Origin of the sequence: Streptomyces yaizuensis (genome assembly GCF_034961445.1) — a bacterium.
Taxonomy (GTDB): domain Bacteria; phylum Actinomycetota; class Actinomycetes; order Streptomycetales; family Streptomycetaceae; genus Streptomyces; species Streptomyces yaizuensis.
On record NZ_BSBI01000006.1, the window covers coordinates 366295 to 389336 of the forward strand.

Below are 23042 nucleotides of genomic sequence, written 5' to 3' on the forward strand. Positions count from 1 at the left end.
CCCGGTTCCGCGCCCCTTCCCGTACCCCTTCCCACCGGCGGTGATTGTCCACAGCCTGTGGACGGACACGGCGGCGGACACGCCGCCCCCGGGCGGGCTGTCGGTGCCGCCTGAGATGATCGGAGGAGACGAAGGAGGTGCCCCCGATGACGACCGTCGACGACGCGCTGGCGGCCGCGCTGTACACGGACGGCGACGCCTCCCTCGACGCGGGCGCCTCCCTGCTCGCCGCCGCGCCCGGCGCCGACGCGGAGCTGACCCGCCGGGGCCATGATCTCGTCCGCCGGGCCTGGGAGCGCGGCTGGCACCCCGCCGACCTCGCCCGGCTGGTCCGCCGCGACCTCGCGCCCCACCACGGGCAGCTCCTCGCCGACCTGATCCGCGCCGAGTGCGGACGGTACGGGGTGCTGCCGCCGCGCTGGGCCACTCAGCTCGACGCCCTCGACCCCGGGCACTGGAGCGCCGACCGCTTCTCGTACGCCACCGCCGTCCTGGAGCTGTACCGGCTGCTCGTGCGGCTGCCCTCCATCGAGCCGGTGGGGCCGGTGCCGGGCACGGCCTTCGTCCCCGCCACCGGGTACGAGCCGCGCATGCTCGCGCGGATACGGGCCCTGCTCGCCAAGGCCGAGGCCACCACCTTCCCCGAGGAGGCCGAGGCCCTCACCGCCAAGGCCCAGGAGCTGATGGCCCGCCACGCCCTGGACGAGGCGTCGCTGCCCGAGCACCGCGCGGACACCCCGTCGGCCGCCCGCATCGGCGTCGACGCCCCGTACGAGGAGGCGAAGGCGATCCTGCTCGACGCCATCGCGGACGCGAACCGCTGCCGCGCCGTGTGGAACGGGGACCTCGGATTCACCACCGTCGTCGGCTTCGAGAGCGATCTGGAGGCGGTGGAGCTGCTGTACACCTCCCTCCTCGTCCAGGGCACGACGGCCATGACCCGGGCCGAGGCCGCGCAGCGCGCCGGCGGACGGCGGCGGACGAAGACCTTCCGGCAGTCCTTCCTGCTGGCCTACGCGGTCCGGCTCGGGGAGCGGCTGGCCCGCGCCACGGAGAGCGTCCACGCGCCGGCCGATCTGCTGCCGGTGCTCGCCACCCGCGAGATCGCCGTCTCCTCCCGCGCCGACGAGCTGTTCCCGCACACCACGTCGACCCGCATCCGGGGGGCCACCGACGAGTCCGGCTGGCACGAGGGGCGGGAGGCGGCCGACGCGGCGTCGGTGTCGGGGGAGCGGCGCGAGGTGCACGGCCGGCGGTAGGCCCGGGTCCGGGTCCGGCCCTGCCCTGGCCCGACCCCGCTCCTCCCCGGCGCGCCCCGGCCCGCCCGGACCTGCCCCGGCCTCCCGGCGGAATGCCCGTTATCTACCGATCATGGGGTTACGCTCGGGCCATGACCTGGCTCCGGGCGCTCAAGGAGACCGCCCGCTTCGGACTCACCCTCGAACGGCGGCGGCTGGAACCGCTCGTCGCGCTGCGGGGGGCCGCCGGGCTCGCGATCACCGTCGGCGGGGCGCTCGCGCTCTTCGGGCCCGTGGTCGCGGTCAGCTCCGCCTTCGGCGCCTTCCAGGCGGCCATCGCGACCTATCAGCGCAGCTGGCGGCCCCGGCCCGTGCTCGCGCTCGCCTCCGGGGCCAGCCTCGCCCTCTCCACGTTCGTCGGCTATCTCGCCGGCGGGAGCCTGCCCCTGTTCGTCCTGGTCCTCGCCGCCTGGACGTTCGCCGCCGGACTCGCCTGGGCGCTCGGCACCACCGTCGGCGTCATCGCCGCCTCCAACGTCGCGATCATGCTGGTCACCATCACCCTGCCGACGTCCGTGGCCACCGCGGCGGGCCATGCCGCCGTGATCGCCGTCGGCGGTGCGGTGCAGGCCCTGCTGGTGCTGCTCTTCCCCGTACGGCGCTGGGCCGCCCAGCGCGACGCCCTCGCCGACGCGCTGGCGGCGGAGGCCGACTACGCGCGGCGGCTGCGCCACGACCCCACCGCCTCCTTCGACCCGCAGCCGCTGATGGTCGCCCGCAGCGCCGCCGTCGTCACCCCCCGCCAGGCCCGGCGCCGCCCGGCGGAGCTGCACGGGACCCGGGGTGTCGCCGAACGGATCCGGCCGGTGCTCGCGTCGCTGGCCGACCCCGCCGTCGGCGTCCCCGAGGAGGGCCCGGAACGGGACCGCTGCCGCGAACTCCTGGCGGCGGCGGGCCGGGTGCTGGACGCGGCGGCGCACGCCATCCGGTACGGGGACCCCGTCCGCATCCCGCCCGACGCGCTCGCCACCCTGAAGACCCCCGACACCCTGAAGCTGCTGAGCGGCCCGCCCCGCCGGGCCGCGATCCGGCTGGCGGCCCTCCTGGACGACGTGGTCGAGGAGACCCGGGGCGAGAGCGATGACGAAGGCCCCTACCGCGACCGCCCACCCCTCGCACGGCTGCTCCCGGGCGCGGTCCGCCGCGTACGGAAGGAACTGCGCCGGGACTCCCCGGTGCTCCGCCACGCCCTGCGCGTCACGGCGGTCGTCTGCGCCGGCTATCTGCTCGGCGCCGCCCTGCCGCTGGGCCACGGCTACTGGGCGCCCATGACCTCCGTCATGGTGATGCGGCCCGACTTCTCCCAGACGTACGCCCGTTCCGTCGCCCGCTTCGGCGGCACGCTCGTCGGCGTGGGGGTCGCCACCGCCGTCGTGCAGACCGCCGACCCGGGGGTGTGGCTCTCCGGCGCGCTCGCGGTCCTGTGCGCGTTCGTCATGTATCTCGTGATGCGCACGGGGTACGTGGCGGCCAATGTCGCGATCTCGGCGTACGTGGTGTTCCTGCTCGGCATGGCGGGCCAGGAGGCCGGCCAGACCGTGCCCGAACGGGTGCTGCTGACCCTGCTCGGCGGTCTGCTCGCGATGGTCTCGTACGCCCTCTACCCGGCCTGGGAGACCCCCCGGCTGCGGAACCGGCTCGCGGAGTGGCTGAAGGCCGACGGCCGGTACGTGGCGGCCGTCTTCGACCACTACGCCCACCCCGCCGACCGGGACAGCCAGGACATCCGCACGGCCCTGCTCGACGCGCGCGACGCCCGGATCGCCTGGCAGGACGCGCTGGCCCGGGCGGTGCACGAGCCGGTACGGAGCCGGGGGCTGACCCGGGCGGCGGCGGAGGGCGCCGAGCACGCGCTCGCCCAGATGGGGCGGAGCGCGATGCTGCTGGAGGCCCATCTGCCCGAGCACGGCGCGGTGCCGGTGCCGGCCGCGCGCTCCCTCGCCACGGCGCTGCGGCAGGACACCGAGCGCGCGGCGAAGGCCGTCCGGGAGCGCCGGACCCCGGACTGGGACCGGGTCCGGGCGGCCCTGGCCGAGTGGGAGGAGGTCGAGCGCGGCCACCCCGTCCTCGGCAGCGGGGCCGCGCTGCTGGCGGAGGCGCTGGACGAGCTGACCGACGCGCTCTCCGGCGGCCGCGCCCCCAAGGGCTGACCCCTCGGGGCCGACCGGCCCGGGCCGTCGGGTCACGACGCCGGGGCGCCCTCCAGCTTCATGCTGGGCAGGCCGCTCGGCAGCTTCGCCGGGTCCCCGGGCTTCAGTCCGGCCTTGGCCAGGTTGTCCGTGAGGCCGTTGCCCCAGTCGACGACCAGCTGCTTCCCGTCGGCGGACTTGATCGTCCCCATGGTCCGCGAGCCCTGCCCGCCGGGGCACTTCATCGAGAGCATCTGCGAGCCGTGGTCGGCCACCTCGCCCGAACAGGAGGCGCCGTCCGCCAGCATGACCACCTGGGTGCCCGTGATCGCGACGGTGACCGCCGTGCCGTCCGTCTTCCCCGCCCACTGGCCCTGGAACGCGGCGGAGTCCACCGGGCCCGTACCGCCGTCCCCGCCGTCCCCGCCGGAACCGGAACTGGAGCCGGAGCTGGAGCCGGAGCCGGAGCTGTCGCCGGAGTCGTGGCCCGAGTGCTCCGAACCCGGGTCCGCCGGTGCCGACTGCCCCTTCTCCTCCTTCTTCTTGTCGTCGCCACTGCCGCCGTCGTCACCGCCGCAGCCGGTCAGGACGAGCGCCGCCGCCGCGACCAGACCGGCTGCCGCCCAGGAACCCCGGTGACTCCGGTGACCCCGGTGACCCGCGAATGTACGTATGCGCACGGAACGCCCCTTGGTAGTTGGAGAGATCCGCGCCAAGCTACCAGGGTGTTCCTCCGGGCCCTGTGAGATACGTAACGCCCTGTGGGCGAAGGAAATTGGGCTATCACGCGGAGTGGCGCATCCCCAACGGCCCTTCGGTCGTCTTTCATCGGTACCGGGGGATTCGACGTGGAAGCCCCGGCCCGTATGGCGCGGTCGCGTCATGGGCGGCGGCCGGTGCCCACGGTTCCCCCGGTGTCCTCTGCGCCACCGATCCGGATGGAACCTGCCCTGTAACGCGTTGAACCTGTAACCGCGGTAATACACCGCGTGCACGTGCATATGCCCGTGCTGATGCTCATGCATTGGCATGTGAAACAGAGCTATGATCCGGGACAGTTGACGAATGCATCTTGTAGCCCGGGAGCGTCCTGTGCACCACGCGTACAACGGCATGGCGGCCACCGAGTTGCGGGGGGCCGTCTGGCAGAAGAGCAAGCACAGCAACTCCCAGGGTTCCTGTGTGGAGTTCGCCAAACTGCCCGGTGGGAATGTCGCCATGCGCAACTCGCGGCACCCGGAAGGGCCCGCCCTCGTCTATACGCCCGCCGAGATCGAGGCGATGCTCCTGGGCGTCAAGGACGGGGAGTTCGACCACTTGATCGCGGGCGCCTGAGCCCCTGCGTACCAGGGTGTACGGGGGATGTGCGGGGGTGTACGGGGAGGTACTGAGGGAAAGCGGGCCCGCCCCCCGATAGCCGGGCCCGCCTTCCCGGCTCCGTGTGCGGCGGTCCGCTTCACGCCGCTCCCGTACTGCCGTTCACCCGGTGGCCGTACGCGGGGAATCCCCCCGGCCGGTGCGCGGTACGGGTCCGGGCCGGCCCGTACCGCCCGCGTCACTAGTGCCCCGCCTGCCCCAGCCGGAAGAGCGCCCACACGACCTTGCCGTGCAGGGCCCCCGCCAGCGGGTGCCAGCCCCAGCTGTCGCTGAACGAGTCGACCAGGAAGAGTCCGCGCCCCGACTCCGCCGTGCCCCGGGGGTCGGGAAAGGCGCTGCCCGGCCCGTCCGTGTCGCCGGGCGACTGGGGGCTCGGGTCGCGTACCGCGCACACCAGCCGTCCCGGCCAGCGCATCAGATGCAGCCGGACGGGCGGGTCCTGGGTCTCGCGCGGGGGTTCACCGGGCAGGGCGTGCCGCAGCGCGTTCGTCACCAGCTCGGACACGACCAGCGCGATGTCGTCGAAGCGGTCCCCGAGGCTCCACTCGCCGAGGGTGGTCCGGGTGAACTGCCGTGCCCCGCGCACCGCTTCGTAGCGGGCGGGCAGCGAGCAGGACGCCGAGCTGGACACCCGTGCGGGATCGATGGGGGGGAGGCCCTGCCGTAACGGCGCGAGCATGGTCGATCCATTCGTTCCCATGCGAGGCACTCCCGGGGGAATCGCGGCTGTGGTGCAACAACTGCAAGAACTGCAACAACTGCAAGAACTGCAACAACACGGACGAGCACGACGGACGAGCACACAGGTGCGGCGAGGACCATGGTTCCGAATGCGTCAGGCAGATGCAAGGGCAGATGCACGTGCACGTGCCCGCCATGTCCGTCTCCATCACAGTTACGGATGATATCTTTCGCCGATCTCTTCCATGGCTTCCCCAAGTGCTTCCCATTTCCGTAACTGGGTGAGTACGCCCCGAAGTGTTTTGGTGGCAGAATCCCGCACTTGAGGTCCGGGGGGTGCCTCAGTCTGTAGAGGGTCTGTAGAGGAACCGAACGAGACGGATGACGAGGATGGGGAGGGTTGGAGTCGTGACCGCAGCCGAGTCGTGGGCCGAAGGTCCTGGTGGGGGTTCCGTGGTGCGGCGCATCCTGTTGGGCTCGCAGCTGCGGAGACTGCGCGAATCGCGCGGCATCACCCGTGAGGCCGCCGGCTACTCGATCCGCGCTTCGGAATCAAAGATCAGCCGTATGGAGTTGGGCCGGGTGAGCTTCAAGGCACGCGACGTGGAGGACCTGCTCACGCTCTACGGGGTCGCCGACGAAGCGGAACGCGGTGCTCTGCTCGGCCTCGCCCGGGAGGCCAATGTCGCCGGGTGGTGGCACAGCTACGGCGATGTCCTGCCCGGCTGGTTTCAGACATATGTGGGGCTGGAGGCGGCGGCCTCGCATATCCGCCTCTACGAGGTGCAGTTCGTGCACGGTCTGCTCCAGACCGAGTCCTACGCCCACGCCGTGGTCGCCCGCGGCATGCCCGGCGCGCCCCGGGCCGAGATCGACCGCAGGGTCGCGCTCCGGCTCGAACGGCAGAAGCTGCTCGTCTCCGAGCGGGCCCCGCGGCTGCACGCCGTGCTCGACGAGGCCGCGCTGCGCCGCCCCTACGGTGACCGCGCGGTGATGCAAGGGCAGTTGCGGCATCTCATCGAGATCTCCGAACAGCCGCATGTGACGCTCCAGGTGATGCCCTTCAGTTTCGGCGGGCACGCCGGGGAGAGCGGCTCTTTCGCGATGCTCACCTTTCCGGAGTCGGACCTGTCCGACATCGTCTATCTGGAACAGCTCACCAGCGCGCTCTATCTGGACAAGCGGGAAGAAGTCGCGCAGTACGAGAAGGTGATGACCCGCCTCCGGGAGGACAGTCCGGACGCCGCGGAAAGCCGTGATGTTCTGCGTGGTCTACTCCAACTCACCTAGCGCGGCCGTATAGTGACGTCACATCAGGCACGTGCCCTTTGTGAGGTTCTGACGTTCTGAGTGACGTTCCGGCGTTCAGGCGTTCCGGGGGACCCGACCGGTCCTGCCGAGTTCTGACGAGTTCCGACGGGTAAGGGAATCGGATCATATGTCCTTGTTCACCGATCTGGCCTACCAGTACATCGACGGCGAGTGGCGGCCCGGGAGCGGCTCCTGGGACATCATCGATTTCAATCCGTACGACGGGGAGAAACTGGCCTCCATAACCGTCGCCACGGCCGCCGAGGTCGACCTGGCCTATCGCGCCGCCGAGCGGGCCCAGGTGGCCTGGGGCGAGACCAGTCCGTACACCCGCCGGGCCGTCTTCGAGAAGGCGCTGCGCCTCATCGAGGAGCGCGAGGAGGAGATCACCCAGGCCATCATCGCCGAGCTGGGCGGCACCCGGATCAAGGCCGGATTCGAGCTGCACCTCGCGAAGGAATTCCTGCGCGAGGCGGTTCAGCTGGCGCTCCGGCCCGAGGGCCGGATCCTCCCCTCGCCGGTCGACGGCAAGGAGAACCGGGTCTACCGGCTGCCGGTCGGTGTCGTCGGGGTCATCAGCCCCTTCAACTTCCCCTTCCTGCTCTCCATCAAGTCGGTCGCGCCCTCGCTCGCGCTGGGCAACGGCGTCGTCCTCAAGCCGCACCAGAACACCCCGATCTGCGGCGGTTCACTGGTGGGCAAGTTGTTCGAGGACGCCGGACTGCCGGCGGGGCTGCTGAATGTCGTCATCACCGATATCGCCGAGATCGGTGACGCGCTGATCGAGCACCCGGTGCCGAAGGCGATCTCCTTCACCGGCTCCGACAAGGTCGGCCAGCATGTCGCCACCGTCTGCGCCGCCAATTTCAAGCGGGCGATCCTGGAACTCGGCGGCAACAGCGCCCTCATCGTCCTGGACGACGCCGATATCGACTACGCCGTCGACGCGGCGGTCTTCAGCCGTTTCGTGCACCAGGGGCAGGTCTGCATGGCCGCCAACCGGGTGCTGGTGGACCGGAGCGTCGAGAAGGAGTTCACCGAGAAGTTCGTCGCCAAGGTGCGCACGCTGAAGGTCGGCGACCCGGCCGACCCGGCCACCCATATCGGCCCGCTGATCAACTCGCGGCAGGCGGACTCCGTCACCGCGCTGGTGGAGCAGACCCTCGCGGCGGGTGCCACGGCGCTGCTGAAGGGCGGCGCCGTCGGCAATCTCGTGGAGCCCTCGGTGCTCACCGGGATCGCCACCGACTCGCCCGTCCTCGGCCAGGAGATCTTCGGCCCGGTGGCGCTGATCGTGCCCTTCGACGGGGAGGACGAGGCGGTCCGGATCGCCAACGACACCCCTTACGGGCTGAGCGGCGCCGTGCACACCGCCGACATCGAGCGCGGGGTGCGGATCGCCAAGCGGATCAACACCGGCATGATCCACATCAATGACTCCACCGTCCACGACGAGCCGATCGTGCCCTTCGGCGGCGAGAAGCACTCCGGCAGCGGCCGGCTGAACGGCGAGTCGATGATCGAGGCGTTCACCACCCAGAAGTGGATCTCGGTCCAGCACGGCCGGTCGCGGTTCCCCTTCTGACCTTCTGGCGCCGCCATGGCGGACAGGCTCTGTCCGCCATGGCCGTGACCGTGGGTGGCGCCGGGCGGCGGGAGCGCGCCCCCTTCAGGCCCGCAGCTCCGCCAGCCGCGCCAGCGCGTCCCGTACCTCCGCCCGGCCGGTCTCCGTCAGCCCCGCCGGATCGATCGCCGCCGCCCGCTCCAGCCAGCCGGCGGCCCCTGCGCCGTCGCCGAGCCGCTGTGCGAGGTCCCCGCGCAGCACCAGCAGCCGCAGCAGCACGGCGGGCTCCGGCGGCTCCTCGTCCGTCCGCTCCAGCGCGCGGTCGATGATCCGGGCCGCCCCCGGCAGGTCCTCCTTGGAGTCCACGAAGAGGTCCGCCAGGTGCAGGGCCTTCGCGTACCGCTCCTTCGGCACCGGGCGCAGGCTGGGATCGTCGCTGAACGGCTGCCCCACGCGGATGGTGTTGCCGGTGGGGTCGGTCATCAGGAACTGCCGCACCCCGTACGACATGTCCTTCAGCGGGCCGATCCGGGGCAGCCCGCGTGTGGGGATCCTCCCGTACGCCCGGCGCAGCCCCGCGCGGAAGGACTCGTACAGCCCCTCCACGTCGTCGGTGAGGACATAGCACCCCGAGTGGGACCCGGCCGGGTCGTACTCCTTCATTCCGTAGAACTGGAGCTCGACGGTGCCGCGCTCGACGACGGCGTACGGGTAGGGGCTCTTCTGGTGGTAGGTCACCTCGAAGCCGAGGGCCGTGTAGAAGTCGACGACCGGCTGGAGCAACCGCGTCTGGCAGGGGAGGAGCGGGATCGTCTTCTCGGTCATACTGCCAGGCTAGTCAAAATTGAGTACGATGGTCAAAGTTGAATAGCCGGGGCTGTGGGCCGGCGGCCTCCCCTCCGTGCGGCCCCGGAGCGCGGTCGGGAATCATGGGGCCGGGGGCTGAGGAGAGGAGAATCCGTTCCATGTCAGCGATCCGTCTGCTGGTCCTCGGCGCGGTGCGCCAGCACGGCCGGGCCCACGGCTACCAGGTCCGCAACGACCTGGAGTTCTGGGGCGCGCACGAGTGGTCCAACGCGAAGCCCGGCTCGATCTATCACGCCCTCAAGCAGATGGCGAAGCAGGGACTCCTGCACGCCCACGAGGTAGCGCCCTCCACCGTGGGCGGCCCGCCGCGCACGGAGTACGAGATGACCCCGCTCGGCGACGAGGAGTATCTGCGGCTGCTGCGCGAGGCCCTGACCCACTACGACCAGAAGATGGACGTGCTGTCGGCCGGCGTCGGCTTCATCGTGGACCTGCCCCGCGCGGAGGCCGTCGAGCTGCTGAAGGAGCGGGTCGCGGGGATGCGCGAGTGGCGGTCGTCGGTGACCGAGTACTACACCCCCGAGGAGGGGCCCGGATCGCTCGGCCACATCGGCGAGATCATGAATCTGTGGGTGGCGTCGGCGGACTCCGGCGCCGAGTGGACCCTCGGTCTGATCGAACGGATCGAGGGCGGGGCCTATGTCTTCGCGGGGGAGGGCGAGCGGCCCGCGCTGATCCTCGGCGACGACGACGAGAACCCGTACCGCACCGGGGAGCACCACCCGGGGGACGACCGCTAGGGCCTGTCTGACGGATCTTGCTGGGGCTCGCGTGCCCTGGCACCGCGCCTCGCCGCGTTGTCGTCAGTCGCCGCTGCTCCGCAGGGACTCCCTCCTCCGCCTTGCGATCCGTCCCCTCGGCCCTGGCGGGCCTGGGGAGACCCCATGCACCAGACCCCGCTCCCTGACCCAGCCTGATCCGTCAGACAGACCCTGGCCCCCTGCCCCGGCGCTCAGTGGTGGAACGCCGTCGCCCGTGCCGTGTCCGTGGTCTGCGGGTGGGACTGGCCGCGCAGCTCCGGCAGCACCGTCCGCAGATCCTCCATCAGCAGCGTGGCGAGATCGGCGGAGAAGCCGTTGCGGCAGACCACCCGCAGCACGGACAGATCCTCCCGGTTTGCGGGGAACGTATACGCGGGAACCAGCCAGCCGAACTCGCGCAGCCGCCTTGACACGTCGAAGACATCGAACGCCGTCACCTCCGGCGCCGTGGTCACCGCGAACACCGGCAGCTGGTCGCCCCGGGTCAGCAGCCGGAAGTCGGGCAGCTCGCCGATGCGGTCGGCGAGCCCGCCCGCCACGTCCCGGGACGCCTGCTGGACCGCCCGGTATCCCTCCCGGCCCAACCGCAGGAAGGTGTAGTACTGCGCCACGACCTGGGCGCCGGGCCGGGAGAAGTTGAGGGCGAAGGTCGGCATGTCCCCGCCGAGGTAGTTCACCCGGAAGACCAGTTCCTCCGGGAGTTCGGCGGGCGAGCGCCACAGCGCCCAGCCGACGCCCGGGTAGACGAGCCCGTACTTGTGCCCCGAGGTGTTGATGGACGAGACCCGGGGCAGCCGGAAGTCCCACACCAGGTCCGGGTCGAGGAAGGGGGCGACCATCGCGCCCGACGCGCCGTCGACATGGACCGGCACATCGATCCCGGTCCGTTCCTGGAGCGCGTCGAGGGCCGCGCACACCTCGGCGACCGGCTCGTACGAACCGTCGAAGGTCGAACCGAGCACGGCCACCACACCGATGGTGTTCTCGTCGCACAGCTCGGCGGCGGCCGCCGGATCGAGATGGAAACGCTCGCCCTCCATCGGCACCAGCCGGGGCTCGACCTCCCAGAACGTGCAGAATTTGTCCCAGCAGACCTGCACATTCACCCCCATGACCAGATTGGGCCGGGCACTCGCCGGATAGCGGTCCGCGTTCCGCTTCGTCCAGCGGCGCTTGAGGGCCAGCCCGGCGAGCATGCACGCCTCGCTGGAGCCGGTGGTGGAGCAGCCCACGACGGCCGCGGGATCGGGGGCCTGCCAGAGGTCGGCGAGCATCGCCACGCACCGGCGCTCCAGCTCGGCGGTGCGGGGGTACTCGTCCTTGTCGATCATGTTCTTGTCGCGGCACTCGTCCATCAGCACCCCGGCCTGGGGCTCCATCCAGGTGGTGACGAAGGTGGCGAGGTTGAGCCGGGAGTTGCCGTCGAGCATCAGCTCGTCGTGGACCAGCCGGTACGCCGTCGTCGGCGGCATCGGGTTCTCGGGCAGCCGGTGCGTGGGCGGCGCCGAGGTCATGCCGCTGACCGGGTCGGCCTCCCCGTAGAAGGGGTTGAGCGAGAGCCGGCGCACCTCGGCGGAGCGGGCGGACCCCTTGGCCTCGCCCTGGTGGAGTGGCATCCGGGCCTCCCGTCCATCGGTCCGTCCGTCGGTCCGTCCGTCGGTCCGTCACCCACACGACCCAAGGCCCTTCGGGTACGGGGCCACGCACCAGGCTGGTACGGCCGGGTGCCGCCCGCAACGCGGGCGCGGCCGTCCGCGTCCGGCGGGCCGTCCCGTTGATAGCGTGACCGGGCACCCCCTTTGCACCCTTTCTTTCGTTTGTCCGCCCTGCGGATGATGCACTCCGCCGGGTCCGGTGAGCCAAGGAGTCCCCACCCCGTGACAACCCTCGCCGCCCTCGCGCTCGGACCGGCCTGGCTGGATCCGGACCAGCTGATCGGCGCCTTCGGTCTGGTGGGCGTGCTGGTCATCGTCTACGCCGAGTCCGGCCTGCTCGTCGGCTTCTTCCTGCCCGGCGACTCGCTGCTGTTCACCACGGGGCTGCTGGTCGCCTCCGGCCGGCTCGGCGGCGTACCCCTGTGGGCCGTGTGCGCGCTGATCGTGCTCGCCGCCGTCGCCGGCGACCAGACCGGCTACCTCTTCGGCCGCAAGGTGGGCCCGGCGCTCTTCACCCGGCCCGACTCCCGGCTCTTCCGGCGGGAGAACGTGGAGCGCGCGCACGGCTTCTTCGCCGCGTACGGGCGCAAGTCGCTGGTCCTGGCCCGTTTCGTACCGGTCGTACGGACCTTCGTCCCCGTGATCGCCGGGGTCAGCCGGATGGAGTACCGCACCTTCGTGGTCTTCAATGTCGTCGGCGGGGTGCTCTGGGGGGCGGGGGTCACCCTCCTCGGCGCGGCCCTCGGCCGGATCGGCTTCGTCCACCGGCACATCGAGGCGCTGCTCGTCCTCATCGTGGTGGTCTCGGTGCTGCCCATCGCCGTTGAGCTGCTGCGGGCCCGCGCCCGGCGGGCCCGGCGGGCCGGGGGCACCGAGGGGGTCCCGGGGTCAGAAGCCGCGGGTCCGCTTGGCGGCGCGGCGCGGCTCGGCGGGGGCGGCGCCCGGCACCCGGAGGAAGAGCCGTGAGGTCTCGCTGCCGAGGTTGACCCCGATGGCGATCGCCAGGGCCACGGCCGCGGCCTTGGAGAGCGAGGCGAGCCCCGTGTTGAGATCGCCCTGCGCCATCGCGAGCAGACCGAAGTAGGTCGCGCTACCGGGCAGCAGCGGGCCGATGGCGGCGGTCACGTACGGCAGCGCCGACGCGAACCGGTAGCGGGAGAGCATCTGCCCGAAGAGGCCGACGAGACCGGCGGCGGCCGCCGTCGCCACGACCGGGTTCACATCGGAGGTGTGCGCGAGCGCGCCGAACACGACCCAGCCGACCCCGCCGTTGAGGGTCACCAGCCAGACCGTGTCCCGCTCCTGCTGGAGCAGGACGGCGAAGCAGAGCGAGAGCCCCATCGCCGCGAGCAGCTGCACCTCCGGGCGTTCCACGGCCTGGAGGGCCGTCTCCGGGGTGAGGCCGGCGCCGAGGCCGATGCCGATGGAGAGCACGGTGAGCACGCCGATGACGATGCCGACGATCAGATAGCCGACTTCGAGGAGCCGGGCGGCGGCGGTGATGTAGAAGCCGGTCAGCCCGTCCTGGACGCCGGCGACCAGCGCCCGCCCGGGGATCAGGGCGAAGAGCCCACCGGTGATGACGGCGGAGGCGCGGACGTCCAGCGGGGAGAGGGAGAGCGCGACGCCCATGGCCGCCGGGGGCATGGCCGCCGCCACGAACTGGTAGAACTCGGGCAGTCCGCGCCCGGCGCAGAACCAGGCGAACCGGTCGCCGAGCATGGCGCCGACCGTGGCGGCCAGGAAGACGAGCACATCACCGCCGACGAGGACGGAAGCGGAGCCGGCGAGCAGCCCGCCGGCGACGGTGAGCGCCCAGCCGGGATAGGGGTGCCGGTTCCGCCGGATCTCCGCGAGCCGGCGGTACGCGTCCTCCAGGGTGATCCCGGTGTCGGGCGAGCTGATGTCGTGGACCAGCCGGTAGACGGCCGCCAGCCGGGTGTAGTCGGTGCCCCGGCGGCGTACGGTCCGGTTGGCCGTGACCGGGTCGTCCACCAGGGACGGCTGGTACGTGATCGAGAGCAGCGTGAACGTGACGGTGGGCTCGCAGCGGTCGAGTCCGTACGAGCGGGAGATCGCGAACATCGCCGCCTCGACGTCCTCGGCCCCCTCGCCGCCCGCGAGCAGCAGCTCGCCGATGCGCAGGGTCAGGTCGAGCACCCGGGGGACGGCGGGACCGGCCTCGTCGTGCTTCTGCACGGCCTCCGGGACCGGGCGCTCGCCCACCGGCATCCGCAGCATGGTCCGCATCCGGTCCTGCCAGGGGGCGTCCTTGGTCAGCCGGACCTTGGGCAGGCCCTGGGAGGGGGTGTACGCGGGCGGGGAGTGCTTGGCGCTGTAGACGCTGGGCGTGGCGAAGGCGGAACCTTCCTGCTCCGGCGGGGGCTCGGGGACGGCGCCGTCGGGAAGGGAGAACTCGGAGGTGGTGTGGTCCTCCTCCGGGGCGTCGGGCAGCGCGACCCCGGTGGGCGGGGTGAAGGCGCTGCGGGCCTCGTCGGGGACCGGTTTGCGGTCCTCGGGGGGACGGGTGGGGCGGGGAGCGGGAGCGGGGGCGGGGGGCCTGGGGGTCTCCTGGGCGGCGGGGCGCTCGGGGCGCGGCCCGTCGGTACCGGTGCCCCTGTCCGCGCCGGCCCCGCCGTCCGCGGCGCCGGTGGTGCCGTCGGCGTCGGTGGTGCTGCCCGTGCCGTCGGTGCCGTCGGTGCTGTCGGTGCTGTGGCCGGAGTCGGCCCCGGCCCCGGCCCCGGCGTGCGGGCCCTCCCCGCCGTTCGGGCCCTGCGGGCGCCGCGCGCCCTGGGGACTCCGATCCTCCGGAACGTCCGGTTCCGCCACCACGTCCGACCTCGCTCCCTCGTCCGTCGCCGGTGTCAGCCCAGTATGTGCGGCGACCCGGACCGTCACGACTTCGGGATCTTCTGCCCCGCGCACCACGGGCGGGCACCTGCGAGAGGTGCCCGCCCGTGGCGAGGTGCGCTCGGCGCGGTGCGCGCCGGTGTCAGTGGGCGCCGCCCTGCGCCTCCAGGCGCTTGAAGGACGCCTCGATCTCGGCCTCGGCCTCGGCGCGGCCGACCCAGTCGGCGCCCTCGACGGACTTGCCCGGCTCCAGGTCCTTGTAGACCTCGAAGAAGTGCTGGATCTCCAGGCGGTCGAACTCCGACACGTGGTGGATGTCGCGCAGGTGCTCCACGCGCGGGTCGGACGCCGGGACGCAGAGCAGCTTGTCGTCGCCGCCCGCCTCGTCGGTCATCCGGAACATGCCGATGGCCCGGCACTTGATGAGGCAGCCCGGGAAGGTCGGCTCGTCCAGCAGGACGAGGGCGTCCAGCGGGTCGCCGTCCTCGCCCAGGGTGTTCTCGACGAAGCCGTAGTCGGCCGGGTAGCTGGTCGAGGTGAAGAGTCGACGGTCCAGACGGATGCGACCCGTCTCGTGGTCCACTTCGTACTTGTTCCGCGAACCCTTCGGGATCTCGATGGTGACGTCGAACTCCACGGGTGACTCCTCCATGATCAACACATACGTCCGGTGATGCTGTGCCCCTCCGGGTGCGATGCCCGGACCCCCAGCCGTATGGTCGCCGACGCTGACCGGGTGCCGACCGGGGTGCCGTGCACACGGCAAGACGCAGTTCTGGTGATTAAGTGTCTCTCACGCAGGTGTGTGATCGCGAAAGGGGCTGGTGCGAGATGCCGATCATCAGAACATGGCAGCTCGCGACGGGTGCGACCGCTGTGGGACTCGCCCTCGCCGCCGGAGCCGTCGCCCTCGCGGGCCCCTGGGAGTCGGGCCGCCGCACCGCCGAACACCTCAGGGCGGCTGAACTGGGGAGCGACACCGGTACGCGCGTTCCCCCGCTGGGCGCGGCGGGCCCGGACCGGCCCGCTCCCGCGCCCAGCGCCCCCCGGGTGCTCGGCGCCCTCGGGACCCCGACCCCCGCGGGACCCGCCGACGGCAAACCCCGCGGCCTCGGCGAGGAACTGGCCCCGCTGCTGCGCGACCCCGGCCTCGGACCGCTCCGCGGCGCCTCCGTCGTCGACGTCGCCACCGGGCGCCTGCTGTACGGGCAGGGCGACACGGTGGCCATGACCCCGGCCTCCACCATCAAGATCGCCACCGCTGTCGCCGCACTGGACGCGCTCGGGCCCGACCACCGCGTCCCCACCACCGTCGTCGCCGCGGGCGACCGGCTCACCCTGGTCGGCGGCGGCGACGCCTCCCTCACCCGGACGGGCCTCGCCGACCTCGCCGAGCGCACCGCCCGCGCGCTGCGCGCGCGCGACGCCGGGGAGCCCAAACCCGTACGGCTCGCGTACGACACCTCCCTCTACCGGGGCAATCCCCTCCATCCGATCGGCAGGAACGGCAATCTGGCCCCCGTCACCGCCCTGATGGCCGACGCGGGCCGGATCGATCCGAAGAGCACCGGCTACGCCGACCGCAGTGACGATCCTGCGGGCGACGCGTCCCGCGCCTTCGCCCGGATGCTGGACGACCGGGGGGTACGGGTCGCCGACGCGGCCCGGCCCGGCAGGCCCGCCAAGGGCTCCCGGCCGCTCGCCGGGGTGCACTCCCCGCCGCTCTCCGCGCTGGTCGAACGGATGCTCACCGACAGCGACAACGACCTCGCCGAAGCGCTGGCCCGGCAGACCGCGCTCGCGAGCGGTGAACCCGCCAGCTTCGCGGGCGGCGAGCGCGCCGTGCGGAAACGACTCTCCGGACTCGGACTCCCCCTCGCGGGCGCCCGCTTCGCCGACGGCAGCGGGCTCGACCGCAGGGACCGGCTCTCCGCCCGGCTGCTCACCGCCCTGCTCACCCGCGCCGCCGAACCGGGCCGCCCCGCGCTGCGGCCGGTGCTCACCGGCCTCCCCGTCGCCGGCTTCACCGGAACCCTCCAGTCCAGGTACGCCGGAACCGCCCCCGGCGGCGGCGTCGTCCGCGCCAAGACCGGCACCCTGACCGGCGTCGGCGCCCTCTCCGGCACCGCGCCCGGCCCGGACGGACGACTCCTCGCCTTCGCCTTCCTGGCCGGCGGGACCCCCGGCCGGGAGAGCGCGCAGGACGCCCTCGACCGGCTCGCCGGGGCCCTCGTCTCCTGACCCGCGTGCCCCGGGGGCCGCCTCCCCGGGGCGCGCGGCCGGGCGGCGGGGAGGTGACACCTCACCGGCCGGCGGGCCCACCACGTACGGTTGACGCATGACGAGCATCGGTGGGGCCGAGATGGTCGACTGGAACCTCGCGGTGGCGACCGCGATCCGCTTCGTGCGGCCGGGTCCGGAGGTGAGCAAGGACGAGGCGCGCCAGGTCGTCGCCGAGCTGCGGCGGCACGCCAAGGCGTCCGAGGAGCACGTCCGGGGCTTCACCCGGATGATCCCCGACGGCCACGAGCCCGAGGACACCCCCGTCCTCGTCGTGGACCGGGCCGGCTGGATCAAGGCCAATGTCGCCGGCTTCCGCGAACTCCTCACCCCGCTCCTGGACAAGATGCAGGGCCGCCGCACCGGCGGACCCACCGGCGCGGTCCTCGGCGCCGTCGGCGGCAAGGTCACCGGCGTCGAGCTGGGGATGCTGCTGTCGTTCCTCGCCTCCCGCGTGCTCGGCCAGTACGAGACGTTCGCGCCCGCCACCCGGGAGCTGCCCGCCGGGGCCGACGGCGGCGGCCGGCTGCTGCTCGTCGCCCCCAACATCGTCCACGTCGAACGGGAACTCGACGTCGACCCGCACGACTTCCGGCTCTGGGTCGCCCTCCACGAGGAGACCCACCGCACCCAGTTCACCGGCGTGCCCTGGCTCCGCGACCACCTCGCCGGCGAGATCCAGTCCTTCCTCGGCGAGACCGACGTCGACCCGATGACCTTCCTGGAGCGGCTGCGCGAGGCCGCCCAGTCGCTGGCCGGGGCCCGCCCCGAGGGCGAGGCGGGCGAGGACGACGGCCGCTCGCTCGTGGAGCTGGTGCAGTCCCCCGCCCAGCGGGAGATCCTGGGCCGGCTCACCGCCGTCATGTCCCTGCTGGAGGGGCACGCCGACTATGTGATGGACGGCGTGGGACCCGAGGTCGTCCCCTCGGTCGGGGAGATCCGGGAGAAGTTCCAGCAGCGCCGGGCCAAGGGCGCCGGACGGCTCGACGTCGCCCTGCGCAAGCTGCTCGGGCTCGACGCCAAGCTGCGCCAGTACCGCGACGGGGAGCGGTTCGTCCGCGCCGTCGTCGACGAGGTCGGCATGGACGGCTTCAACCGGGTCTGGACCTCCCCCAACACCCTCCCCACCAAGGCGGAGATCTCCAAACCGGCGGATTGGGTCGCGCGGGTGCACCGACGGCCCGAGGCGTGAGACGGGGCGCCTCCGTACGCCCCCGGGGGACCGGGGGACGCCCCCTCGGGGGCACAGCATCACCCATCCGAGGGACCCTGGGGGCCTGGGCAGCCGTGCGATGCTCGGAGAACGGCCCGGTTCTGTCACCATCGACGCACTCTCAGTGACCGAATCTTCTCGCACTCCTCGGCCCGGGCCGGGGCCGGGCCGGATCGGCGACCCTCCCGGCAGCGGCCGGGCCGGTCCGCCGAGAGCACCGACACACCCCCCGCACCGTCTCCGAACCGAGGTACCCCCACCTCTTCACGAAGGGCACCGGACATGGGTCCCCATCCTGCGGTCGCGGCGATACGCCTGGCGGTCCGCCGCGTACTCCACGACGTCCTGACCGAGCACACCCCCCAGCTCCCCCCGCAGACCCCCGCGCACCTCCCCCCGAGCCCCGCCCCGGCCCCCGCCGGACCCGGCCTCCCCGCCGCCGCCCGGCCCACCCCCCTGGTGCTCGTGGCCTGCTCCGGGGGCGCCGACTCCATGGCGCTCGCCTCGGCCCTCGCCTTCGAGGCCCGCAAACTCTCCGTCCGCGCCGGCGGCGTCACCGTCGACCACGGCCTCCAGGACGGCTCCGCCCAGCGCGCCGCCGAGGTCGCCGCCCGGCTCACCGCCATGGGACTCGACCCCGTGGAGGCGGTCACCGTACGGGTCGGCCGCGGGGGAGGCCCCGAGGCCGCCGCCCGCGACGCCCGCTACGCCGCCCTGGACGAGGCCGCGACCCGCCTGGGAGCCGCCGCCGTCCTCCTCGGCCACACCCGCGACGACCAGGCCGAGACCGTCCTGCTGGGGCTCGCCAGGGGCTCCGGCATCCGCTCCCTGGCCGGCATGGCCGAGGTCTCCGGCCCCCGGGGCCGCTACCGCCGCCCCTTCCTCGGGATCGACCGGCAGACCGCCCGCAAGGCGTGCATGGTCCAGTCGCTGCCGGTGTGGGACGACCCCCACAACACCGACCCCGCCTACACCCGCTCCCGGCTCCGCCACGAGGGCCTGCCCGCGCTGGAGAAGGCCCTCGGCAAGGGCGTGGTCGAGGCCCTGGCCCGGACCGCCCGGCTCTCCCGCGACGACGCCGACGCCCTCGACACCTGGGCCGCCGACGCCGACGGCGCCGTACGCGACGAGAGCGGCCGGCTGGAGTGCGCCAAGCTGTACGCGCTGCCGCCCGCCGTGCGCCGCCGGGTGCTGCGCCGGGCCGTCATCGACGCGGGGGCCCCGGCGGGCTCCCTCTTCGCCCGCCATGTTGAGGAGGTCGACCGGCTGATCACCGGATGGCGTGGTCAGGGGGCGATCAATCTGCCGGGTCGCGTCGAGGCGCGGCGGCAGAGTGGCAGACTTGTCATCCGGCAAGGCTGACCGAGCCCCGGCACCAGACGGCGGCTGAGGTCGACCGGGAGCCCCGCTGCGGGCTTCCGGAGCCCGGCCCCCCGGATCCGGCCCCGGCGCCGCTCCGGGGACGGACCCCGGACCCCGGCGAAGAGAAAGCGACCGCGTGAACGAGAAGGACATGGGCACCGACCTCCAGTCGGTGCTCATCACCAAGGAAGAGATCGACGCGAAGCTGGCCGAGCTGGCCGCGAAGATCGACGCGGAGTACGCGGGCAAGGACCTGCTCCTCGTCGGTGTCCTCAAGGGCGCGGTGATGGTCATGGCCGACCTGGCACGCGCCCTCTCCACCCCCGTCACCATGGACTGGATGGCGGTGTCGTCCTACGGCGCGGGCACCCAGTCCTCCGGTGTCGTACGGATCCTCAAGGACCTCGACACCGACATCAAGGGCAAGCACGTCCTGATCGTCGAGGACATCATCGACTCCGGTCTGACCCTCTCCTGGCTGCTGTCCAACCTGGGCTCGCGCGAGCCCGCCTCCCTGGAGGTGTGCACCCTCCTGCGCAAGCCGGAGGCGGCCAAGGTCGCGATCGACGTCAAGTGGATCGGCTTCGACATTCCGAACGAGTTCGTCGTCGGCTACGGGCTGGACTACGCGGAGAAGTACCGCAACCTGCCCTTCGTCGGCACGCTCGCCCCGCACGTCTACGGCGGCTGACCGCCCCCGTCCGCCGCGTCCGGCGCCCGCACGGGCGGGTGCCGGGCCCGCCGTACAGGTCCCCGCCCACCCGGTGGGAACCAAGGGCCCGGTCCGGGCGTTGGACCCCGGGAGGACAGGTTTGTCGCCCACAGCGTGCGGTCACCGCCGCGATGCTGGGGTACCGTCCGAAGAACAGTCTTTTCTCACAGCAGCATTTACCTACGGGCAGGAGGGACGGGGCGAATTCGCTCCGTATGGATGGACGTGAAGCGATACTTCCGTGGGCCGGTCATGTGGATCGTGCTGGCCGTCCTCGCCGTGGTCGTGTTGATGCAGGTCGTCGGCTCGTCGGGCGGCTACAAGACAGTGGACACCGGCCAGGTCGTCCAGGCGATCGACAAGAACCAGGTCGACCAGGTCAAGCTGACGACCGGTGACGAGCAGATCGTCAAGGTCGACCTCAAGGACGGCAACAAGGTCAAGGGCAGCGACAAGATCCAGGCGAGCTACATCGGCAGCCAGGGCTCCGACCTGGCCGACAAGCTCCAGTCGAAGTACGAGGCGGGTGACATCCCCAAGGGATACACCGTCTCGCCGTCGAAGCAGAGCCCGTTCATCTCGGTGCTGCTCTCCCTGCTGCCCTTCGTCCTGATCGTGCTGGTCTTCCTCTTCCTGATGAACCAGATGCAGGGCGGCGGCTCCCGGGTCATGAACTTCGGGAAGTCCAAGGCCAAGCTGATCACCAAGGACACCCCCAAGACGACCTTCGCCGACGTGGCCGGGTCCGACGAGGCGGTCGAGGAGCTCCACGAGATCAAGGAGTTCCTCCAGGAGCCGGCCAAGTTCCAGGCCGTCGGCGCCAAGATTCCCAAGGGTGTGCTGCTGTACGGCCCGCCCGGCACCGGCAAGACGCTCCTCGCGCGCGCCGTCGCGGGCGAGGCCGGCGTCCCCTTCTACTCGATCTCCGGCTCCGACTTCGTGGAGATGTTCGTCGGTGTCGGCGCCTCCCGGGTGCGCGACCTCTTCGAGCAGGCCAAGGCGAACGCCCCCGCGATCGTCTTCGTGGACGAGATCGACGCCGTCGGCCGGCACCGCGGCGCGGGCCTCGGCGGCGGCCACGACGAGCGCGAGCAGACGCTCAACCAGCTCCTCGTGGAGATGGACGGCTTCGACGTCAAGGGCGGGGTCATCCTGATCGCCGCCACCAACCGCCCGGACATCCTCGACCCGGCGCTGCTGCGCCCGGGCCGGTTCGACCGCCAGATCGCGGTCGACCGTCCGGACATGCAGGGCCGGCTGGAGATCCTCAAGGTCCACCAGAAGGGCAAGCCGGTCGCGCCGGACGTCGACCTCGGCGCGGTCGCCCGCCGCACCCCCGGCTTCACCGGTGCCGACCTGTCGAACGTGCTGAACGAGGCCGCGCTGCTCACCGCGCGCAGCGACAAGAAGCTCATCGACAACCAGGCGCTGGACGAGGCGATCGACCGGGTGGTCGCGGGACCGCAGAAGCGGACCCGGATCATGTCGGACAAGGAAAAGAAGATCACCGCGTACCACGAGGGCGGTCACGCCCTGGTCGCGGCGGCCTCACCGAACTCCGACCCGGTGCACAAGATCACGATCCTCTCGCGCGGCCGGGCCCTGGGCTACACGATGGTCCTGCCGGAAGAGGACAAGTACTCGACCACGCGCAACGAGATGCTCGACCAGCTGGCCTACATGCTGGGCGGGCGCGCGGCGGAGGAGCTGGTCTTCCACGACCCGACCACCGGCGCCGCCAACGACATCGAGAAGGCGACCACCACCGCGCGGGCCATGGTCACCCAGTACGGCATGACCGAGCGGCTGGGCGCGATCAAGTTCGGTGGCGACAACACCGAGCCCTTCCTCGGCCGGGAGATGGCGCACCAGCGCGACTACTCGGAAGAGGTCGCCGCGCTGGTGGACGAAGAGGTCAAGAAGCTGATCGAGACCGCGCACAACGAGGCCTGGGAGATCCTGGTCGAGAACCGCGACGTCCTGGACAGCCTCGTCCTCCAGCTGCTGGAGAAGGAGACGCTGGGCAAGGAGGAGATCGCGGAGATCTTCGCTCCCATCGTCAAGCGCCCGGCCCGCCCGGCGTGGACGGGCTCGTCCCGGCGCACCCCGTCGACGCGGCCCCCGGTGCTCTCGCCGAAGGAGCTGGCCCTCACCAACGGCGCGCTGAACGCGGCCACGGCGGCGGCGGACCTCACCAAGGGGGCCGGCACCACCGCCCCCGAGGAGCGTCCCGAGAGCTGACGGCAAAGCGGGCGCGCTCCTGTCGCACCCGCCCCGGAATGCATGCCGCGTCCCCCCAGGTTCTAGCCTGGGGGGACGCGGCATTTCTGCGCCGTGGACGCAGAGCGACAGGAACGAGGCACACGATGACGGACCCGGTGACGCTGGACGGCGAGGGCACGATCGGTGAGTTCGACGAGAAGCGTGCCGAGAACGCCGTTCGCGAGCTGCTGATAGCCGTGGGGGAGGACCCGGACCGGGAGGGGCTCCGGGAGACCCCGGCGCGGGTGGCCCGCGCCTACCGGGAGCTGCTGGCCGGTCTGCGCCAGCAGCCCGAGGACGTGCTCACCACCACGTTCGACCTGGGGCACGACGAAATGGTCCTGGTGAAGGACATCGAGATCGTGAGCCTGTGCGAGCACCATCTGCTGCCGTTCCACGGCGTGGCGCACGTCGGCTACATCCCGGCCGACTCCGGGAAGATCACCGGGCTGTCGAAGCTGGCCCGGCTGGTGGAGGTGTTCGCGCGCCGCCCGCAGGTGCAGGAGCGGCTGACGACGCAGGTCGCGGACTCCCTGATGCGGATCCTGGACGCGCGGGGCGCCATCGTGGTCATCGAGGCCGAGCACATGTGCATGTCGGTGCGCGGCATCCGCAAGCCCGGCGCGAAGACCACCACATCGGCCGTCCGGGGCCAGCTGCGGGACGCCACCACCCGCGCGGAGGCGATGAGCCTCATCCTCGCCCGCTGAGACGTCCAGG

At 72.2% G+C, this 23042-nt stretch carries 19 protein-coding genes; 13 read left to right on the forward strand and 6 right to left on the reverse strand.

Translation table 11 applies throughout. The annotated features are described in order from the left end of the window. Nucleotides 1–146 precede the first annotated feature (146 nt). The gene (locus SYYSPA8_RS17300; protein ID WP_323448079.1) at nucleotides 147–1259 is read left to right on the forward strand and encodes a DUF2786 domain-containing protein; all 1113 of its coding nucleotides are present in this window, start codon (nucleotides 147–149) and stop codon (nucleotides 1257–1259) included. Nucleotides 1260–1390: 131 nt separating this feature from the next. After that, on the forward strand, nucleotides 1391–3448 hold the full coding sequence (locus tag SYYSPA8_RS17305; protein ID WP_323448080.1) for an FUSC family protein: 2058 nt from the start codon (nucleotides 1391–1393) through the stop codon (nucleotides 3446–3448). 32 nt (nucleotides 3449–3480) lie between these two features. Here the strand turns inward: SYYSPA8_RS17305 and SYYSPA8_RS17310 are convergent, their stop codons facing one another. Beyond that, nucleotides 3481–4107, reverse strand: coding sequence for a hypothetical protein (locus tag SYYSPA8_RS17310; protein ID WP_323448081.1), 627 nt, complete (start codon nucleotides 4105–4107; stop codon nucleotides 3481–3483). 412 nt (nucleotides 4108–4519) lie between these two features. On the opposite strand from SYYSPA8_RS17310, the gene SYYSPA8_RS17315 reads away from it, so the two are divergent. Then, on the forward strand, nucleotides 4520–4762 hold the full coding sequence (locus tag SYYSPA8_RS17315; protein WP_323448161.1) for a DUF397 domain-containing protein: 243 nt from the start codon (nucleotides 4520–4522) through the stop codon (nucleotides 4760–4762). A gap of 223 nt (nucleotides 4763–4985) precedes the next feature. On the opposite strand, the gene SYYSPA8_RS17320 is transcribed toward SYYSPA8_RS17315, so the two are convergent. Beyond that, nucleotides 4986–5504 (reverse strand): ATP-binding protein, encoded by a 519-nt coding sequence (locus tag SYYSPA8_RS17320; protein ID WP_323448082.1) that lies wholly within the window; start codon nucleotides 5502–5504, stop codon nucleotides 4986–4988. Nucleotides 5505–5866: 362 nt separating this feature from the next. Between SYYSPA8_RS17320 and SYYSPA8_RS17325 the strand changes: the two genes are divergently transcribed. Together SYYSPA8_RS17325 and SYYSPA8_RS17330 are read left to right on the forward strand one after the other, a co-directional pair. Continuing rightward, on the forward strand, nucleotides 5867–6775 hold the full coding sequence (locus tag SYYSPA8_RS17325; RefSeq protein ID WP_407706017.1) for a helix-turn-helix domain-containing protein: 909 nt from the start codon (nucleotides 5867–5869) through the stop codon (nucleotides 6773–6775). 148 nt (nucleotides 6776–6923) lie between these two features. Then, the gene (locus SYYSPA8_RS17330) at nucleotides 6924–8381 is read left to right on the forward strand and encodes an aldehyde dehydrogenase family protein (RefSeq protein WP_323448084.1); all 1458 of its coding nucleotides are present in this window, start codon (nucleotides 6924–6926) and stop codon (nucleotides 8379–8381) included. An 84-nt stretch (nucleotides 8382–8465) separates the two neighbouring features. On the opposite strand, the gene SYYSPA8_RS17335 is transcribed toward SYYSPA8_RS17330, so the two are convergent. Further along, the gene (locus tag SYYSPA8_RS17335; protein WP_323448085.1) at nucleotides 8466–9185 is read right to left on the reverse strand and encodes a bleomycin resistance protein; all 720 of its coding nucleotides are present in this window, start codon (nucleotides 9183–9185) and stop codon (nucleotides 8466–8468) included. Between the two features lie 140 nt (nucleotides 9186–9325). Between SYYSPA8_RS17335 and SYYSPA8_RS17340 the strand changes: the two genes are divergently transcribed. Beyond that, a complete protein-coding gene (locus SYYSPA8_RS17340) occupies nucleotides 9326–9967 on the forward strand; it encodes a PadR family transcriptional regulator (protein WP_323448086.1) in 642 nt (213 codons plus the stop codon). A 212-nt stretch (nucleotides 9968–10179) separates the two neighbouring features. Here SYYSPA8_RS17340 and SYYSPA8_RS17345 read toward each other — a convergent pair whose 3' ends face one another. Beyond that, nucleotides 10180–11604, reverse strand: coding sequence for a glutamate decarboxylase (locus SYYSPA8_RS17345; RefSeq protein ID WP_323448087.1), 1425 nt, complete (start codon nucleotides 11602–11604; stop codon nucleotides 10180–10182). A 261-nt stretch (nucleotides 11605–11865) separates the two neighbouring features. On the opposite strand from SYYSPA8_RS17345, the gene SYYSPA8_RS17350 reads away from it, so the two are divergent. Further along, complete coding sequence (locus tag SYYSPA8_RS17350; RefSeq protein WP_323448088.1) at nucleotides 11866–12609, forward strand: DedA family protein; 744 nt, start codon at nucleotides 11866–11868, stop codon at nucleotides 12607–12609. Here SYYSPA8_RS17350 and SYYSPA8_RS17355 read toward each other — a convergent pair. Together SYYSPA8_RS17355 and SYYSPA8_RS17360 are read right to left on the reverse strand one after the other, a co-directional pair. Continuing rightward, nucleotides 12532–14475 carry a threonine/serine exporter family protein gene (locus tag SYYSPA8_RS17355; protein ID WP_323448089.1) on the reverse strand — a complete coding sequence of 648 codons (1944 nt, stop codon included), beginning with the start codon at nucleotides 14473–14475 and terminating at the stop codon, nucleotides 12532–12534. The two genes, SYYSPA8_RS17350 and SYYSPA8_RS17355, sit on opposite strands and share 78 nt — an antisense overlap. A gap of 160 nt (nucleotides 14476–14635) precedes the next feature. Beyond that, a complete protein-coding gene (locus SYYSPA8_RS17360; protein WP_003953602.1) occupies nucleotides 14636–15130 on the reverse strand; it encodes an inorganic diphosphatase in 495 nt (164 codons plus the stop codon). Between the two features lie 194 nt (nucleotides 15131–15324). On the opposite strand from SYYSPA8_RS17360, the gene dacB reads away from it, so the two are divergent. From dacB to folE, 6 genes are all read left to right on the forward strand, one after another. Beyond that, nucleotides 15325–16734, forward strand: a complete 1410-nt coding sequence (dacB, locus tag SYYSPA8_RS17365) for a D-alanyl-D-alanine carboxypeptidase/D-alanyl-D-alanine endopeptidase (protein WP_323448090.1) — start codon at nucleotides 15325–15327, stop codon at nucleotides 16732–16734. A 97-nt stretch (nucleotides 16735–16831) separates the two neighbouring features. Beyond that, complete coding sequence (locus SYYSPA8_RS17370) at nucleotides 16832–17965, forward strand: zinc-dependent metalloprotease (RefSeq protein ID WP_323448091.1); 1134 nt, start codon at nucleotides 16832–16834, stop codon at nucleotides 17963–17965. A 303-nt stretch (nucleotides 17966–18268) separates the two neighbouring features. Then, on the forward strand, nucleotides 18269–19348 hold the full coding sequence (tilS, locus tag SYYSPA8_RS17375; protein WP_323448092.1) for a tRNA lysidine(34) synthetase TilS: 1080 nt from the start codon (nucleotides 18269–18271) through the stop codon (nucleotides 19346–19348). 151 nt (nucleotides 19349–19499) lie between these two features. Then, entirely contained in the window at nucleotides 19500–20039 is a 540-nt protein-coding gene (hpt, locus tag SYYSPA8_RS17380; protein ID WP_323448162.1) for a hypoxanthine phosphoribosyltransferase, read from the forward strand. Nucleotides 20040–20279: 240 nt separating this feature from the next. After that, nucleotides 20280–22301: an ATP-dependent zinc metalloprotease FtsH gene (gene ftsH / locus SYYSPA8_RS17385; RefSeq protein WP_323448093.1), complete on the forward strand. Its 2022-nt coding sequence runs from the start codon at nucleotides 20280–20282 to the stop codon at nucleotides 22299–22301. A gap of 125 nt (nucleotides 22302–22426) precedes the next feature. After that, complete coding sequence (folE, locus tag SYYSPA8_RS17390) at nucleotides 22427–23032, forward strand: GTP cyclohydrolase I FolE (protein WP_323448094.1); 606 nt, start codon at nucleotides 22427–22429, stop codon at nucleotides 23030–23032. Nucleotides 23033–23042 lie beyond the last annotated feature (10 nt).